This is a genomic window from Derxia lacustris, from assembly GCF_002105195.1.
GTDB classification, from domain to species: domain Bacteria; phylum Pseudomonadota; class Gammaproteobacteria; order Burkholderiales; family Burkholderiaceae_E; genus Derxia; species Derxia lacustris.
The window spans coordinates 46720-63239 of the sequence record NZ_MUHU01000013.1 but is presented as its reverse complement, the minus strand read 5'-3'; the positions used below and the strand labels follow the sequence as shown (position 1 = coordinate 63239).

Here is a 16520-nt window from a genome sequence, read left to right as displayed (position 1 = left end):
AGGCTCAGGCCGCTTGCACTGCGGCATTGCCGGCGCGCTCGCGCGCCAGGGTCATGGCGGTGTCCTCGATCATGTCTTCCTGGCCGCCGACCATGCCGCGCCGGCCCAGCTCGACGAGGATGTCGCGCGCCTTCACGCCGTACTTCTGCTCGGCGCGCTTGGCGAACAGCAGGAAGCTCGAATACACGCCCGCATAGCCGAGCGTGAGCGAGTCGCGGTCGATGCGGATCGGGTGGTCCATGATCGGCACCACGCGGTCCTCGGCCACGTCGCAGATCGCGGCCACGTCCACGCCGGTCTCGATGCCCATGCGCGAGCAGACCGCGACGAGCACTTCCATCGGCGTGTTGCCGGCACCGGCGCCCAGACCCGCGGCGGCGGCATCGACGCGCCGCGCGCCGGCCTCGACGGCGGCGATGGAATTGGCCACGCCCATCGCGAGGTTGTGATGGCCGTGGAAGCCAAGCTCGGTCTCGGGCCTGAGCGCCTGGCGCACCGCGCCGAGCTTTTCGCGCACCTCGTCGGGCAGCATGTAGCCGGCCGAGTCGGTCACGTAGACGCAGTTGGCGCCGTAGCTTTCCATCAGCCGCGCCTGCTCGATCAGCTTCGCGGCCGGCGCCATGTGCGCCATCATCAGAAAGCCCACGGTATCGAGCCCGAGCTTGCGCGCCATGCCGATGTGCTGCTCGCTCACGTCGGCCTCGGTGCAATGGGTTGCAACGCGGATCGTGTGCACGCCGATCTCGTGCGCCATGCGCAGATGCTCGACGGTGCCGATGCCGGGCAGCAGCAGCGCCGAGACCTTGGCTTGCTTCATCAGCGGGATGACGGCGCCGAGATATTCGGCATCGGTATGCAGCGGAAAGCCGTAGTTCACCGACGAGCCGCCCAGGCCGTCGCCGTGGGTCACTTCGATGAGCGGCACGCCGGCTTCGTCGAGGCCGGTGGCGATGTTCTGCATCTGTTCGAGCGTCATCAGATGGCGCTTGGGGTGCATGCCGTCGCGCAAGGTCATGTCGTGCAGACGGATCCGGGTTCCGGCGAGAGTCATCGCGGGCTCCTTCAGGCGGGGATCGGGGCGGTGACGGGCGCGGCGCCCGCGGCGGCGTCGAGCGACAGGCGCCCGGCGAGGATTTCCTCGGCAAACATCTCGGCGGTGCGCGCGGCGGCGGCGGTCATGATGTCGAGGTTGCCGGCGTACTTCGGCAGGTAGTCGCCGAGGCCTTCGACTTCCATGAAGACCGACACCCGCCTGCCGTCGAACACCGGGCCGTTGACGAGCTTGTAGCCGGGCACGTACTTGCGCACTTCCTCGATCATCGCGAGCACCGAGGCGGTGATCGCGGCGCGGTCGGGCTCGGTCTCGGTCAGGCAATGCACCGTGTCGCGCATGATGAGCGGCGGCTCGGCCGGGTTGATGATGATGATGGCCTTGCCGGTCCTGGCGCCGCCGACCTTCACGACCGCGCCCGAGGTGGTGCGGGTGAATTCGTCGATGTTCTTGCGCGTGCCCGGGCCGACCGAGCGGCTCGACACGGTGGCGACGATCTCGCCGTATTCCACCGGCTGCACGCGGCTGATCGCGGCCACCATCGGGATCGTGGCCTGGCCGCCGCAGGTGACCATGTTGACGTTCATCTCGCGCTGGCCGACATGCTGGCGCAGGTTCACCGGCGGCACGCAGAACGGGCCGATCGCGGCCGGCGTCAGGTCGATCATCAGCACGCCGAGTTCGTTGAGCTTGCGCGAGTTCTCGGCGTGGACGTAGGCCGAGGTCGCGTCGAACGCGATCCGGATGCCGTCCTCGGCGACATGCGGCAGCAGGCCGTCGACGCCGTCGGCGGTGGTCTTCATGCCCATCTCGGCGGCGCGCTTGAGGCCGTCGGAATTCGGGTCGATGCCGACCATCCAGACCGGCTCCAGCACCGGGCTGCGCTTGAGCTTGTAGAGCAGATCGGTCCCGATGTTGCCGGGGCCGATCAGCGCGCACTTGATCTTCTTCATGGGGTTTCGCCTTGGGGAAAGGTCATTCGAAACGCGCGCGGACTTCTCCGAGTCCGTCGATGCGGGCGGTGAAAACATCGCCGGCGGCCACGGCCACCATCGGCCCGAGCGCGCCGGTGAGCAGCACGTCGCCGGCGCGCAGCGGATGGCCGCGCCGGACCATGGTGTCGGCGAGCCAGACGGCGGCGTTGAGCGGATTGCCGAGGCAGGCGCGACCGCCGCCGCGCGAGACGACGGCGGTGCCGCTGGCGTCGTCGCGTGTCATCTCCATCGCGCAGCCGGCGAGGTCGAAGGCGCCGAGCGCGACCGGCCGCGAGCCGAGCACGAAGCGCCCGCTCGATGCGTTGTCGGCCACGGTGTCGAACAGGCGGATGTTCCAGTCGGCGATGCGGCTGTCGACGATCTCGATGGCCGGCAGGGCATAGGCGGTGGCGCCGAGGATGTCGGCATAGCCGTGGCGCTCGAAGCCGAGGTCGCGGCCGAGCACCAGCGCGATCTCGGCCTCGACCTTGGGTTGCAGCAGCGTGGCGCGCGCCAGCGGCGCGTCGTCGCCGACCGGCATGTCGTCGAACAGCACGCCGAAGTCGGGCTGGTCCACGCCCAGTTGAGCCTGCACCGCGCGCGAGGTGAGGCCGATCTTGTAGCCGACGATGCGCCGGCCCTCGGCCAGCCGGGCGCGGGTGTTGGCGGCCTGGATTGCGTAGGCGGTGTCGAGGTCGGCGGCGGCCACGCGGTCGCGCAGCGGCGGGACCGGCGTGCCGCGCGCGGCGGCGTCGCGCAGCAGGCTGGCGGCGGCGTCGACGGAGAGCAGGTCGGCGCTCATTTCACCAATCTCCAGGCGCCGTTTTCCACCTTGACCAGCACCACCGATTTCGGGTCGTAGCCGGCGTGATCGGCCGGCGTGGTGCTGTACACGCCGTTGCTGCCGACCAGGCCGCGCGTGTTTTCGAGCGCATCGCGCAGGCCGTCGCGGAAGGCTTGCGTGCCGGGCCGCGCGGTCTTGAGGGCGCTGCCGATGGCGTTCTGCAGCAGCAGCCAAGCATCCCAGCTCGCGCCCGCAAAGGTGGAGCGCGACTCGGGGCCGTACCTGGCTTCGAGCGCCTGCACGAAGGCGCTGCCGACCTTCTTCACCGGATGGCCGTCGGGCAGTTGCTCGGCGACCAGCACCGGGCCGACCGGCACCAGCGCGCCCTCGACCCGGGCGCCGCCGACGCGCAGGAACTCCTTGCTGGTGACGCCGTGCGATTGATAGATGGCGCCCTTGAAGCCGCGCTCGCGCAGCGTGATCTGCGGCATGGCGGCCGGCGTGCCGGAGGCGCCGACGAAGACCACGTCGGGCTTGGCCGCGAGCGTCTTGAGCACCTGCGCCTGCACGCTCGGATCGGTGCGGCCGTAGCGCTCGGCCGCGACGATGCGCAGGCCCGAGCCCTCGACCGTGGCCTTGAGCGCGTTGAACAGCGTGTCGCCCCAGGAGTCGGCGAAGCCGATGAAGCCGACGGTCTTCGCGCCGGCCGCCACCATGTCGTCGACGATGCGCTTGACCATCAGGTCGGCGCCCGGCTCGCTGCGGAACACGTAGCGGCGCTTGTCGCCGCTCACGTCGATCGGCGCCACCGAGATGAGCGGCACCTTCTCCTGATTGGCCACGTCGGCGATGGCGTTGCCGTTGCTGATGAGATTGGGGCCGAGCACCGCGTCGACCTTGTGCTCGCCGATGAGCTTGCGGATGTCGGTGACGGCGGCGGTCGGATCGGTCGTGTCGTCGAGCACGATGAAGTTGAGCTTCTCGCCGCCGAGGCTGGCGGGCATCAGGCTGACGGCCTTGCGCGTCTCGTTGCCGAGCGCGGCAGCCGGGCCGGTGAGCGAGGCGATGACGCCGATGTTGATGTCGGCCAGCGCGGGCGCGGCACTGGCGCCGAGCAGCGCCAGCGCGGCCAGCCTGCGGGCCGCCGGTTGAAGGGAAAGGGTCATGCGTCGTCTCCTCGGGTTGCGCCGTGTCGTTGTGATGTGTGCGGTGGTCAGGGCGCGCTGCTGATGGCGCCGAAGCCGGCCACCCATTCGGGGATGGCGCGGTAGTAGCGGCGGCGCAGCGCGCCGGCGCCGGCCGTGGCCGCGTCGAAGGCGGCGGCGGCGGCGACCCAGGTCTTCACTTCGTGGGCCGAGGCGCCGCCGTCGGCGCTGATGGCGTCGTTGCGATAGGCGTCGAGCGCGCTCCAGTCGCGCGTCTCGATGTCGCGCATGAAGCGGCGGTCCCAGTCGGGATTGAGCGCGCGCAGCTCGTTCGAGCCGGCGGCAAAGGCGCGCGCGGCGGCGATGGTCCGGGCCTGGCGCGCCTGGCGCGCCTCGGGCGTGGGATTGCGGCCGGCGATGATCCGCTCGGCCACGTCGGGCGCGGCGCTGCGCAGCTGCGGCACCGGCGGGTTGTGCGACAGCCCGCCCGAGCCGACGACGAGCACGCGCTGGTCGAGGTTGCGCAGGAAGCGGCCGACCGCCGCGCCGAACTCGCGCGCGCGGCGAAAGTCGACCAGCGGCGGCGCGACCGAGTTGATGAACAGCGGCAGCACCGGATGGCGGTCGAGCGCGCCGGTCAGCTCTTCGAGCGGCTGGGCGAAGCCGTGATCGACCTGCATGCGCCACGACACCGCCAGATCGATGCCGTCGGCGACGACCGCCTCGGCGCAGGCTTCGGCGAGCGCGCGCGGCACGTCGAGCGGACCGGGCCGCGACGCGAAATCGCCGACCGACTGCGCCGCCACGCCGAGGCAGAACTGCGGCATTAGATCGAGGAAGAAGCCGTTGTAGTGGTCGGGCGCGAACAGCACGACGAGTTCGGGCTCGAAGCGCTCGACCTCGGCGCGCAATTGCGCCACCGCGTCGCCGACCTCGGCTACCACCTCGGGCAGCGGATCGACATGGCCCTTGAGCGGCGTGTGCGACAGGCAGACGAGATGCCGCTTCACTGCGCGGCTCCGGCCAGCTCGGGCAGGGCGGGCGCGGTGGCGCGCGTGCCGGCGGCAGGCGCCGGCGCGGGCACGGCATCGGTGCGCAGGCCGGCGGCGCGGGCCACGGCGGCCAGCGTCTCGTTGATCTGCACCGGGTAGCAGATGGCCGCGACGAAGCGGTCGGGCCGCAGCACCACCACCGCCGCCGGATGCGCGCCGAACCATTCCTTGAGCCGGCCCTGTTCGTCGCCGATGAGCAGCGCCTCGTCGCTGATGTCGAGTTCGCGCCGGAGCTGGGTGATGGGCTTGACCGTCACGCGGCGCGCGTCGAGCGCGGCGAGGATGGCGCGGCTCGACGGCGTGAGCCAGCGCGTCGGATCGACGCCCCAGGACAGCACGGCAAAGCCCTTGCCGAGCACGTCGTCGAGCAGCCGGATCTCGCCGTCGCGGGTGCGCACCTGCGGCTGGATGAACATGCGCCCGACCGGCGAGGCGGCGCGCGCGACCGGCTCGGGCACCACCAGCCCGCGCTCGTAGCGCGGCATCGGCTTGTAGCGCATCTCCAGGAAATAGCGCCGCGCGGCCGGGAACAGGTTGAGCACGCGCACCGCGATGTCGCGCGCGCTGGCCACCAGCGGATTGCGCGGCGAGAAGATGCGGCCGGCCGTCACCGACAGGTCGATCATGGCCTTGGCATGCGGCGGGCGCTCGTCCTGATAGGTGTCGAGCAGGCGGTCGTCGGCGCGGCCGTTGACCACATACGCCAGCTTCCACGCGAGGTTGGTGCCGTCGCGCATGCCGGTGTTGTAACCCTGGCCCTGCCACACCGGCATGATGTGCGCGGCATCGCCCGAGAGCAGCACGCGGCCCACCTTCCAGCGGTCGGCGATGCGCGCGTTGTGGGTGTAGACGCGCTTGCGGATGTAGTCGAGCGCGAGCGGATCGACATCGGGCGGCAGCACCTTGCGCATCAGTTCGGCGATGCGCTCGGGCCGGGTGATCTCCTCCTCGGTCTCGCCCTCGAAGATCATGAATTCGAAGCGCCGCACCGAGTCGGGCAGCGCCACGCTCACATAGGGCCGCGCCGGATCGCAGTGCATGTAGATGTTGGGCACGCCGAGCGGATCGTTGCGGATGTCGATGACGAGCCATTTCGACTTGTCGGTGATGCCGCCGAATTCCACCCCGAGCGCAGTGCGCACCGCGCTGCGGCCGCCGTCGCTGCCGACCAGATAGCGGCAGCGCAGCGCGGTGGTCTGGCCGGCGCGCGCCAGCCGCACGGTCACGCCGCGCGCGTCCTGCTCGAAGCCTTCCATCTCGGTGCCGAGCTGCACGCTCACCGACGCGAAGCGCGCCAGCCCGGCGAGCAGCTCGCGGTCGACCGCCGGCTGGTTGAAGGCATTGCGGCGCGACCAGCCGAACTCGTCGGTGCGCGGCTCGATCGATGCGAAGCAGTAGCCGCGCTTCGTCACGAAGCGCATCCAGTGATGCGGCGTGATGTGCGGCAGCACCGCGTCGACCAGCCCGATGCCCTGGATGCTGCGCAGGCATTCGTCGTCCATGCCGACGCCGCGCGGATAGTCGATCAGCGTCTCGCCGCGCTCGACCAGCAGCGCGCGCACGCCGTGCAGGCCGAGCGTGTTGGCGATCGTCAGGCCGACCGGTCCGGCGCCGACGACGATCACGTCGAAGTCGTATTGCTCCGTGATGCTCATTGCGTTCTCTCCTCATGCTCCGGAATGGCGGGACGAGTTGCCCCCTCCGTCTGCCGGATGTCGTTCTTCGTGATCGGTGGATGGGGCGTCGCGCGGCGGCGGCGCGGGCGTTCAGCCCACGCGCTCGGCTTCGGGCGGCACGCCGCCGGCGAGGAATTGCAGATGGATGCGGTTGAAGACTTCCGGGTCCTCGAACTGCGGCCAGTGACCGCAGCCGTCCATCACCGTGAACAGCGCGCCGGGAATCATCGTGGCCATGCGGCGGCCTTCGGACACGTCGGCGGTCGGGTCGTGCGAGGTCCACAGCACCAGCGTCGGCGCCTCGATGCGCGCGTAGTCGTCGGCGTAGAGCATGTTGCGGCGGCGCACCTCAAGCTCCTGCAGGATCATGTTCGCGGGCATCGCCTCCTTCATGCCGGGCTGGGCGTAGATGGCCTGGCGCGTCGCGATGAGGTCGTCGAAGACCTTGGACTTGTCGGCCATCAGCCATTCGAGCCGCGCCTTGATGAACTCCCAGCTCGGATCGCTCGCGGCCTGCAGCGACAGCGTCTTGAGCCGCTCCATCACCCTGGGGTCGGCCTGCGAGCCGCCGGCGGTGTTGAGCACCAGCCGGTCGACGCGGTCGGGATGGTCGATGGCCATGCGCGCCGCGACCCAGCCGCCGAGCGACTCGCCCGAGAAGTGCGCGCGCTCGATCTTCGCGGCATCCATGAAGCGCAGCAGGTGGTCGATGTAGCGCGGAATCTCCACCGGCTCCAGCGACTTGTCAGTCCAGCCGTGGCCGATCATGTCGACCGCCCAGACAGAGAAGCATTCGCCATGCGACTTCAGATTGCGGATGTAGGCCTCGGCATGGCCGCCCACGCCATGCAGCAGGATCAGCGGCGGCCTGGCTGTGTCGCCGCTGTGCAGATAGCGCGTCGAGATGCCGCCGGCATCGATCCAGCCCTGGCTGAAACTGGTGCCGCGCAGCTCGGCCCAGATGCTCTTGAAAGCGCTTGCGCCCATGTCGTCTCCGTCGTGGCGGTGTTGGAATGGAGGCGATTCTAGGAAGAGCCCGAGTGACGGACACAAGAATCTGGCCTAGTGTCCGCCTGTTGCACAGCGTTGATTCAAAAGGAGTTTTTGCGGTGATTTCGGGCGATGCCAACGATTACGCGACCGTGCGCGGGTTAGTCCGGGGGCTCGATCTCCTGCGCGCGCTCAACACCTTCGAGGGCGGCCGCTGCACGCTCGCCGACCTTGTGCGCGAGACCGGGCTGCATCGCACGACGGTGCGCCGGCTGCTCGAAACCCTGATCGCCGAGCAGTACGTGCGGCGCAGCGAATCGGACGGCCGCTACTGCCTGGCGCTGCGCGTGCGCTCGCTGAGCGAGGGCTTCACCGACGACGACTGGATCTCGTCGCTGGCGGCGCCGGCGCTGGCCGAGCTGCTGACCGCGGTGCTGTGGCCGTCGGACGTGAGCACGCCGCAGGGCGCGCGCATGGTCATCCGCGAATCCACTCACCGCTTCAGTCAGCTGTCGTTCCACCGCGCGATGGTCGGCCAGTCGATGCCGATGCTCACGACCGCCGCCGGCCGCGCCTATCTCGCGCATTGCCCGCCCGATGTGCTCGACAGCCTGCTGGCGCTGATGCGCGACCAGGACGACGAGCAGGCCCGGCTGGCCCGCGACGAGCGCTTCGTGGCTCGGCTGCTGGAGCGCACGCGCGAGCGCGGCTACGGCGCCAACGATGCCGAATGGGATGCGCAGCGCAAGATCGGCGCGATCGCGCTGCCGGTGATGCACCAGGGCCGGCCGCTCGGCAGTCTCAACGTGGTCTATCTGGCGCGCGCGCTCAAGTCAGACGAGGCGGCGCGGCGCCATCTGCCGGCGCTGCGGCATGCGGTGCAGCGGGTCGAGGCCCAGCTCGCGGCGGACGACGGCGGCGCCGGCGCGGGCGATTCGCGCTGACTGCGGCCGATCCGGACCGACACCGGAACAGGCTGCCGAAGCGGCACGCCTAGCGCTGCTGCGCCGCAGCGTCGCGCAGCAGCGTCCGCAGCCATTGCATCGCCGGATCGCCGTCCTGGTAGCGATGCCACTGCATCGCCTCCTCCAGCCCGGCAGTCTTGAACGGCGTGGGCAGCACCCGCAGCGGCAGCTGACGCGCGCAGTGATGGGCGAGCCGGGTCTGCATGGTGGCGATGCGGTGGGTGCCGAGGATGAACTGCGGCAGCGCCGCAAAGCTCTCCACCACGACCTCGATGCGGCGCGCCGAACCGCAGCGCTCGAGGATCTCCTGATCGAACATCGCCGACGGCGCATTCCGGATCCGGGTCACGACATGACCGAGCCGCAGATAGTCGTCGAAGTCGATCCGGTCACCGATCGCCGCATTGCCCATCCACACGACGCAGCTGTAGCTGTCGGTGAACAGCACTTCGAGCGGATGCTCCGGCCGCATGTAGTTGGCCGGCATCACGACCATGTCGACATTGCCCTGGGTCAGCGCATCGAGCACGCCGGCGTCGACCCGTTGCAGATGGAAGGTGATGCCGGGCGCCAGCTCGGCGGCGCGGGTGATCGCGGCGCTGAGCAGCACGGTTTCGATGTAATCGGAAGCCGCGATGCGGAATGTGCGGCTGGCGACGGCCGGGTCGAACTCCGGCCGCCGCACGATGGTCGAGTCGATGCGAAGCAGTACGTCGCGTACCGGTTCGACCAGCGTCTCGGCCAGCGGGGTCAGCGCCATGCGGCGTCCGATCGGCAGCAGCAGCTCGTCGCTGAAGTAGTCGCGCAGGCGACCGAGCGCACCGCTCATCGTCGATTGCGTGAGGTGCAGCTTCTCGGCGGCGCGGGTCACGTTGCGCTCGTGCAGCAGGGTGTCGAGTGCGACGAGCAGGTTCAGGTCGAGTCGCTTGAAGTTCATCGTTCTTGTGCTTTGGGTTGATCCGGCTTGACCGGCGCCGACTTTGTTCGGCGCTGTCCGGCCATCGGTATGGCCGATGGTCGGAATCGTAATTAACGATTTTTCGCATCGTCAGCCGAGACATACCCTTGCTCCGCATCAAGGCGAAACCGGAATAACCGGCATTTCAGCTACCGCTTCAACGGTGGCCGTCGCCTTGGGCGCGACCTGTCGAACGAGTCCGGCACAAGACCGGCAAGGCGCCAGGCGCAACCAGCCAATAAAGAGGATGGAGACATGAGACGACACCCCACTCGCGTGGCGGGTGCGACCGGCTTCGGCCGGCGCCACGCAATCGCTGCCGGCGCCTTCGCCGCGCTGGCAAGCAGTCCGGCCGTCATGGCGTTCGAGATCGACACCGACGTGCCCGAACTCAAGCTGCGCTGGGACAACACGGTCAAGCTCAGCACCGCGCTGCGCCTGAAGAATCCGAGCGCCGGCCTTGTCGACTGCGCCGCCTGCGCCAATCTCGACGACGGCGACCGCAACTTCGGCAGTCGCGGCATCACCTCCGAGCGGCTCGACCTGTTCTCGGAATTCGATGCGAGCTGGAACAACGACCTCGGGCTGCGCCTGAGCGGCGCCGGCTGGTACGACGCGGTCTACAACCGCGGCAACCGCAACGATTCGCCCACGACCGTCAATTCATCGAGCGTGGCGTCCAACCAGTTCACGACCGCCACGCGCAACCTGCACGGGCGTCAGGCCGAGCTGCTCGACGCCTTCGCCTTCGGCCGCTTCGGCGTCGGCGACACGCGCGTGACCTGGCGCCTCGGTCGCCACGGCCTGCTCTGGGGCGAGAGCCTGTTCTACGGCGCCAACGGCATCGCCGGCGGCATGGCGCCGACCGACGTGGTCAAGCTGCTGTCGGTGCCCAACGCCCAGTTCAAGGAAGTGGTCCGGCCCGTGCCCCAGGTCTCGGCGCAAGCGCAGTTCTCGCCAGAGGTCGCGGTCGGCGCCTTCTACCAGTTCCGCTGGGAGGCGAACCGGCTCCCCGCCTCGGGCAGCTATTTCTCGGCCTCCGACCCGCTCGACAAGGGCGCCGAACGGCTGCTGGCCGGCGCGCCGCTCGTGCCGGGCGGCGGCGCGGCGGCCCTGTTCCGCGGCGCCGACATCAAGCCGAAGGACAGTGGCCAGGGCGGCCTGCAACTGCGCTGGCGCCCGACCGGGCTCGACACCGATTTCGGGCTCTACGCGATCCGCTATCACGACCGCAATCCGAACGTCTATGCACGCCCCGGCGTGACGACCGTGAACGGCGTGCCCGTCGTGCTCGACCCGACGATCTTCAACCCGGTCACGGGCCAGATCGGCGTCTATCAGGCGGCCTATGCCCAGGGCGTGCGGGCCTTCGGCGCGAGCTTCTCGACCAGCGTCGACGACTTCAATGTCGCGGGCGAAGCCTCGCTGCGGCGTGGCGCGCCGCTCGTGACGCCGGCCGCGACGGTCCTGCCCGGCACGGTCATCGACGCCGCGAACCCGCTGTTCGCGGTCGGCAACACGGCGCATCTCCAGTTCTCGACGATCGCGTCGTTCGGGCCGTCGTTCATCGCGCGCGAAGCCTCGCTCGCAGCCGAGATTGCGGCGAACCGTGTGCTGAGCGTGACGAAGAACGCCGCCCAGCTGTCGCGGAACGCAACGCGTGACGGACTCGCCATGCGCGTCGTGTACGAGCCGAGCTATCGCCAGGTGCTGCCGGGCCTGGACCTGTCGGTACCGGTCGGCATCAGTTACTCGCCGAAAGGCAAGTCGGGCGCGGTGTCGGGCTTCGGCACGCATCGCGGCGGCGACATGAACCTCGGCATCGCTGGGGCCTACCTCGACGCCTGGCGCTTCTCGCTGACCTGGACCCACTACTACGGCGGCCTCAGCCCCTTCCTCGACGCGACGAGCGACTACAGCTTCGGCCAGTCGCTCAAGGACCGCGACTACCTCGCGCTTTCGCTGCGCCGCAGCTTCTGACCCGCGCCCCTCCGGAGAACCCGCAATGAACAAGCATCTTCCGCTGCGCGCGGCAGCCCTCGCCATGGCCGTCGCCGCCTGCCTGCCGGCCGTCGCCGCCGTGAGCGCCGACGAGGCCGCCAAGCTCAAGACCGACCTCACGCCGTTCGGCGCCGAGAAGGCCGGCAACAAGGACGGCAGCATCCCCGCCTGGACCGGCGGCCAAACCACGCCGATCGCGGGCGACAAGCCGGGCGGCCGGCGCGGCGACCCGTTCAAGGACGAGAAGCCGCTCTACACCGTCACGGCCCAGAACGCGGCGCAGTACGCCGACAAGCTCAGCGACGGCGTGCAGGCGATGCTGAAGAAGTATCCCGACAGCTTCCGCCTCGACGTCTACAGGACCCACCGCACCGCCGCCGCGCCGCAATGGGTCTACGACAACACGCTGAAGAACGCGACGCGCGCGAAGCTGGTCGACGGCGTCGTGACCGAGGCCTACGGCGGGCTGCCCTTCCCGATCCCGAAGGGCGGCGCCGAGGTGATCGCCAACCATGTGCTGCGCTGGCGCGGCACGTCGTGGCAGGAGCCGGTCACGCAGTACCAGCTCACCGCCGACGGCAAGGCCGTGCTCTCGACCGAGGGCGTGATCGACCAGCAGGTGCCCTACTACATGCCCGACGGCAACCTCGCCGACTTCGTGAAGGCGAACGAGTACTCGTTCGTGAAGCTCGTGAACTCGGGCCCGCCGATCCGCGCGGGCGAGGCCATCCTCGGGCGCAACCAGCTCGACGGCGCGAAGGACCAGGCCTGGGTCTATCTCACGGGCCAGCGCCGCGTGCGCAAGCTGCCCAACCCCTGCTGCGACACGCCGACGCCCGCGACCGCCGGCCTGATGAGCTTCGACGAGATCGAGGTGTTCGCCGGTCGGCTCGACCGCTTCGACTGGAAGCTGGTCGGCAAGCAGGAACTGCTCATTCCCTACAACGGCAACCGCCTGCTCCAGCCGACCACCGACGCGGCCGTGCTCGGCGCGCATCACCTGAACCCCGACCATGTGCGCTGGGAGCTGCACCGCGTCTGGGTGGTGGAAGCGACGCTGCGCGCCGGCCAGCGCCACCAGGCCGCGCGCAGCCGCTACTACTGCGACGAGGACACCTGGAACTGCGTGCTCGGCGACCGCTGGGATGCGAACGGCCAGCTCTGGAAGACGCTGTCGGCCCAGACCTTCGTCGCGCCCGATCTGCCGGGCACCGTCATCGGCGCGTTCACGATGAACGACTTCGCCAACGGCAGCGCCTACATCGGCAACCTGTTCAACAGCCGGTCCGCGCAATACCCGCTCAAGCCGCGCTTTGCCGACAGCGTGTTCACGCCCGAGGCGCTGGCCGGCGAGGGCGTGCGATGAGCACGACGCCCGCCGCCGCGCGGCATCTGCCGGCCGTCGCGATGACAGCGCTTGCGCTGCTCGCCGGCGGCGCGGCGGCCGCGCCGGTCGGCGACGCGCTCGACCGCCCGGCCATCGCGGTGCGGGCGCCGGAGCGCGCCAACCTGCTCGCCGTCGCCACCGCCGGCGAGCGCCTGGTCGCGGTGGGCGAGCGCGGCATCGTCGCGCTGTCCGATGACGGCGGCGCGCGCTGGCGCCAGGCGAGCGTGCCGGTGAGCATCACCCTCACGGCGGTGCGCTTCGCCGACGCGAAGACCGGCTATGCGGTCGGGCACGGCGGCGTCGTGCTCGCCACCGACGACGGCGGCCAGACCTGGACCCGCCGCCTCGACGGCCAGCGCATCGCCAGACTCGCCCTGGAGGCGGCGCTCGCCACCGGCGATGCCCGCGCCGAGGCCGACGCCCGGCGCCTCGGCGCCGACGGCCCCGACAAGCCGCTGCTCGACCTGCTGCTCGCCGGCCGCGACCGGCTCGTCGTCGTCGGCGCCTACGGCCTCGCGCTCGCCTCCGACGACGGCGGCCGCAGCTGGCGCTGGATCGCCGGCGGCATGCCCAATCCGAAGGGGCTGCACCTGTACGCGATCCGCGCGCGCGGCGACGCGCTGCTCGTCGCGGGCGAGCAGGGCCTCGTGCTGCGCTCCGACGACGGCGGCCACGCCTGGCGGCGCCTGGCCGTGCCCTATGACGGCAGCTTCTTCACCGCCGAATTCCTGTCCGACCGCGAGCTGGTCGTCGCCGGCCTGCGCGGCAACGCCTGGCGCTCTGCCGACGGCGGCGCGAGCTGGGCCCGGCTCGATGTGCCGGTCGCCGCGAGCATTACCGCTTCGGCGCTCGACGCGCGCGGCGGCCTGCTGCTGGCGAACCAGGCCGGCCTCGTGCTGCGCGCGACCGGCGACGGCGTCGCGCCCGTCAATCCGCGTCCGCTCGGGTCGCTTGCCGCGCTGCTGCCGCGCGCCGACGGCTCGGTTCTCACCCTCGGCCTCGCCGGCCCGGTCAGCCTGCCCGCAGCAGGCCAGGGAGCGCCGCGATGAGCCCGCTGCATCCGCCCGCCGCGCTGCCCGCGCCCGGCGACCTCGACGCCCGTTCCGGCTCGCTCGTCGAGCGCGCGATCTTCAACCATCGCTGGCTGGTGCTCGCGCTCTGCCTGCTCGTCACGCTCGCGCTCGGCTGGCAGGCCTCGCGGCTCACGCTCAACGCGAGCTTCGAGAAGACCATCCCGGCGCGCCACGTCTTCATCCACAACTATCTCGAGCACCGCGACGAGTTGCAGGGCCTGGGCAACGCGGTGCGCATCGCGGTCGAGAACCCGGCCGGCAGCATCTACGACGCGGCCTATCTCGACACGCTGCGTCAGCTCAGCGACGAAGCCTTCCTGCTGCCCGGCGTCGCGCGCACCGGCTTCAGGAGCCTGTGGACGCCGAATGTGCGCTGGGTCGGCGTGACCGAGGACGGCCTCGAAGGCGGCCCGGTCATCCCCGACGGCTACACCGGCAGCGCCGGCGACCTGCAAGCCCTCGAGGCCAACGTCGCGCGCTCCGGCGAGATCGGCCAGATCGTCGCGCTCGACGCGAAGTCGAGCATCGTCCAGCTGCCGCTGCTGTCGGCCGATGCCGAGGGCAGGGCGCTCGACTACGGCGCCTTCGCCGACCGGCTCGAAGCCCTGCGCGCCAAGTACGAGGCGCGCGGCGTGAAGCTGCACATCACCGGCTTCGCCAAGGTGGTGGGCGACCTCATCGACGGCGTGCGCGCGGTGCTCGCCTTCTTCGCGGTCGCGGTGGCGATCGCGGCGGCGGCGGTGTTCTGGTTCACGCGCTGCTGGCGCTCGACCGCGCTGGTGGTGACGGTGTCGCTCGTGGCCGTGGTGTGGCAGCTCGGCCTGCTGCCGCTGCTCGGGCAGTCGCTCGACCCGTACTCGATCCTCGTGCCCTTCCTGGTGTTCGCCATCGGCATCAGCCATGGCGCGCAGAAGATGAACGGGATCATGCAGGACGTCGGCCGGGGCGCGCACAAGCTGGTCGCGGCGCGGCTGACCTTCCGCCGGCTGTTTCTTGCGGGGCTGACGGCGCTGCTCGCCGATGCGGTCGGCTTCGCGGTGCTGCTCGTCATCGACATCCAGGTCATCCGCGAGCTGGCGGTGGCGGCGTCGATCGGCGTCGCGGTGCTGATCTTCACCAACCTGATCCTGCTGCCGATCCTGCTCAGCTACACCGGCGTGAGCGCGACGGCCGCCGCGCGCAGCCTCAGGGCCGAGCAGGCCGATGCCGCCGGCCTCGCGAAGCATCCGGCCTGGGCCGCGCTCGACCGCTTCACGCAACGCGGCGCGGCGACGGCCGCCGTGACCGGCGCGCTGATCCTCGCGGCGGCCGGCTATGCGGTGAGCACCCGCCTGAGCATCGGCGACCTCGACCCGGGCGCGCCCGAGCTGCGCGCCGACAGCCGCTACAACCGCGATGTCGCCTTCACCAACGCCGCCTACGGCGCATCGAGCGACGTGCTCGCGGTGATGGTGAAGACGCCCGACGGCGCCTGCTCGCAGTACGGCGCGCTCAACAAGGTCGACGCGCTCGAATGGCAGCTGCGCCAGCTCGACGGCGTGGAAAGCACCGGCTCGCTGGCGCTGCTCAACCGCCGCGTGCTGTCGGGGCTGAACGAGGCCAATCCCAAGTGGTACGAGTTCCTGCCCAACCAGGACATGCTCAACACCGTGACCGCCGGCGCGCCGCGCGGCCTCTACAACGACAGCTGCTCGCTGCTGACGCTCTACGTCTATCTGCGCGACCACAAGGCCGAGACGCTGACCCGCGTGGTCGACCATGTGCAGGCCTTTGCCCGCGACAACGACGGCGCCGATGCCAGCTTCCTGCTGGCGGCCGGCTCGGCCGGCATCGAGGCGGCGACCAACATCGTCGTGAAGGACGCATGGCACGAGATGCTGCTGCTGGTCTATGGCGCGGTGCTGCTGCTGAGCTTCATCACCTTCCGGTCCTGGCGCGCGGTGCTGGTGGCGGTGCTGCCGCTGATGCTCACCTCGGTGCTGTGCGAGGCGCTGATGGTCGCGCTCGGCATGGGCGTGAAGGTGGCCACGCTGCCGGTCATCGCGCTCGGCGTGGGCATCGGCGTGGACTACGCGCTCTACATCCTGAGCGTGACGCTGGCGCGGCTGCGCGAGGGCGCGAGCCTGTCCGAGGCCTACTACCGCGCGCTGCTGTTCACCGGCCGCGTGGTGATGCTGACCGGCGTGACGCTCGCGCTCGGCGTCGTCACCTGGGTCGCGAGCCCCATCAAGTTCCAGGCCGACATGGGCCTGCTGCTGGCCTTCATGTTCCTCTGGAACATGCTCGGCGCCCTCGTGCTGCTGCCCGCGCTCGCGCACTTTCTGCTGCGCCCCGGGCCGGCCACCGACCGCGTCGCCGAGACGCGGCCCGCTCCGGTCCGCGGCGACGGCGCCGGCGCGCCGCCCGCGCCCGTCTCCCGCGCGGGCGCCTGAATCCACACCCGCCCCAACCGCGTCAGGAACGC

Annotated in this window: 13 protein-coding genes; 5 read left to right on the top strand and 8 right to left on the bottom strand. The window is 70.5% G+C overall.

All coding sequences use genetic code 11. The features are described 5' to 3' along the window. Positions 1-4 precede the first annotated feature (4 nt). The 7 genes from dmpG to B9P64_RS13310 form a co-directional block, all read right to left on the bottom strand. Positions 5-1051 (bottom strand): 4-hydroxy-2-oxovalerate aldolase, encoded by a 1047-nt coding sequence (gene dmpG, locus B9P64_RS13340; protein ID WP_085316746.1) that lies wholly within the window; start codon positions 1049-1051, stop codon positions 5-7. Between the two features lie 11 nt (positions 1052-1062). Next, positions 1063-2004 carry an acetaldehyde dehydrogenase (acetylating) gene (locus B9P64_RS13335; RefSeq protein WP_085316745.1) on the bottom strand — a complete coding sequence of 314 codons (942 nt, stop codon included), beginning with the start codon at positions 2002-2004 and terminating at the stop codon, positions 1063-1065. Between the two features lie 22 nt (positions 2005-2026). Beyond that, positions 2027-2827, bottom strand: coding sequence for a 2-keto-4-pentenoate hydratase (locus B9P64_RS13330; protein WP_085316744.1), 801 nt, complete (start codon positions 2825-2827; stop codon positions 2027-2029). Further along, complete coding sequence (locus tag B9P64_RS13325; protein ID WP_085316743.1) at positions 2824-3975, bottom strand: ABC transporter substrate-binding protein; 1152 nt, start codon at positions 3973-3975, stop codon at positions 2824-2826. The genes B9P64_RS13330 and B9P64_RS13325 overlap by 4 nt, the downstream gene beginning before the upstream one ends. A gap of 47 nt (positions 3976-4022) precedes the next feature. Then, positions 4023-4964 carry a 3-carboxyethylcatechol 2,3-dioxygenase gene (locus B9P64_RS13320; protein WP_139826316.1) on the bottom strand — a complete coding sequence of 314 codons (942 nt, stop codon included), beginning with the start codon at positions 4962-4964 and terminating at the stop codon, positions 4023-4025. Continuing rightward, positions 4961-6661: a bifunctional 3-(3-hydroxy-phenyl)propionate/3-hydroxycinnamic acid hydroxylase gene (locus B9P64_RS13315; protein ID WP_085316741.1), complete on the bottom strand. Its 1701-nt coding sequence runs from the start codon at positions 6659-6661 to the stop codon at positions 4961-4963. Before B9P64_RS13315 ends, B9P64_RS13320 begins: the two co-directional genes overlap by 4 nt. Positions 6662-6772: 111 nt before the next feature. Then, positions 6773-7669 (bottom strand): alpha/beta fold hydrolase, encoded by an 897-nt coding sequence (locus B9P64_RS13310; protein WP_085316740.1) that lies wholly within the window; start codon positions 7667-7669, stop codon positions 6773-6775. 122 nt (positions 7670-7791) lie between these two features. Here B9P64_RS13310 and B9P64_RS13305 point away from each other — a divergent pair, with 122 nt between their 5' ends. Continuing rightward, complete coding sequence (locus B9P64_RS13305; protein ID WP_235840004.1) at positions 7792-8616, top strand: DNA-binding transcriptional regulator; 825 nt, start codon at positions 7792-7794, stop codon at positions 8614-8616. 49 nt (positions 8617-8665) lie between these two features. Here B9P64_RS13305 and B9P64_RS13300 read toward each other — a convergent pair whose 3' ends face one another. Continuing rightward, on the bottom strand, positions 8666-9574 hold the full coding sequence (locus tag B9P64_RS13300) for a LysR family transcriptional regulator (protein ID WP_085316738.1): 909 nt from the start codon (positions 9572-9574) through the stop codon (positions 8666-8668). 276 nt (positions 9575-9850) lie between these two features. Between B9P64_RS13300 and B9P64_RS13295 the strand changes: the two genes are divergently transcribed. Genes B9P64_RS13295 through B9P64_RS13280 form a run of 4 tightly spaced genes read left to right on the top strand, consistent with a single transcriptional unit; the run spans position 9851 to position 16488 of the window. Next, on the top strand, positions 9851-11575 hold the full coding sequence (locus B9P64_RS13295; protein ID WP_085316737.1) for a DUF1302 domain-containing protein: 1725 nt from the start codon (positions 9851-9853) through the stop codon (positions 11573-11575). A 25-nt stretch (positions 11576-11600) separates the two neighbouring features. After that, a complete protein-coding gene (locus B9P64_RS13290) occupies positions 11601-12962 on the top strand; it encodes a DUF1329 domain-containing protein (RefSeq protein ID WP_085316736.1) in 1362 nt (453 codons plus the stop codon). Beyond that, positions 12959-14032: a WD40/YVTN/BNR-like repeat-containing protein gene (locus tag B9P64_RS13285; protein ID WP_085316735.1), complete on the top strand. Its 1074-nt coding sequence runs from the start codon at positions 12959-12961 to the stop codon at positions 14030-14032. The genes B9P64_RS13290 and B9P64_RS13285 overlap by 4 nt, the downstream gene beginning before the upstream one ends. Beyond that, the gene (locus B9P64_RS13280; RefSeq protein ID WP_085316734.1) at positions 14029-16488 is read left to right on the top strand and encodes an efflux RND transporter permease subunit; all 2460 of its coding nucleotides are present in this window, start codon (positions 14029-14031) and stop codon (positions 16486-16488) included. The genes B9P64_RS13285 and B9P64_RS13280 overlap by 4 nt, the downstream gene beginning before the upstream one ends. The last annotated feature ends 32 nt before the right edge of the window (positions 16489-16520 follow it).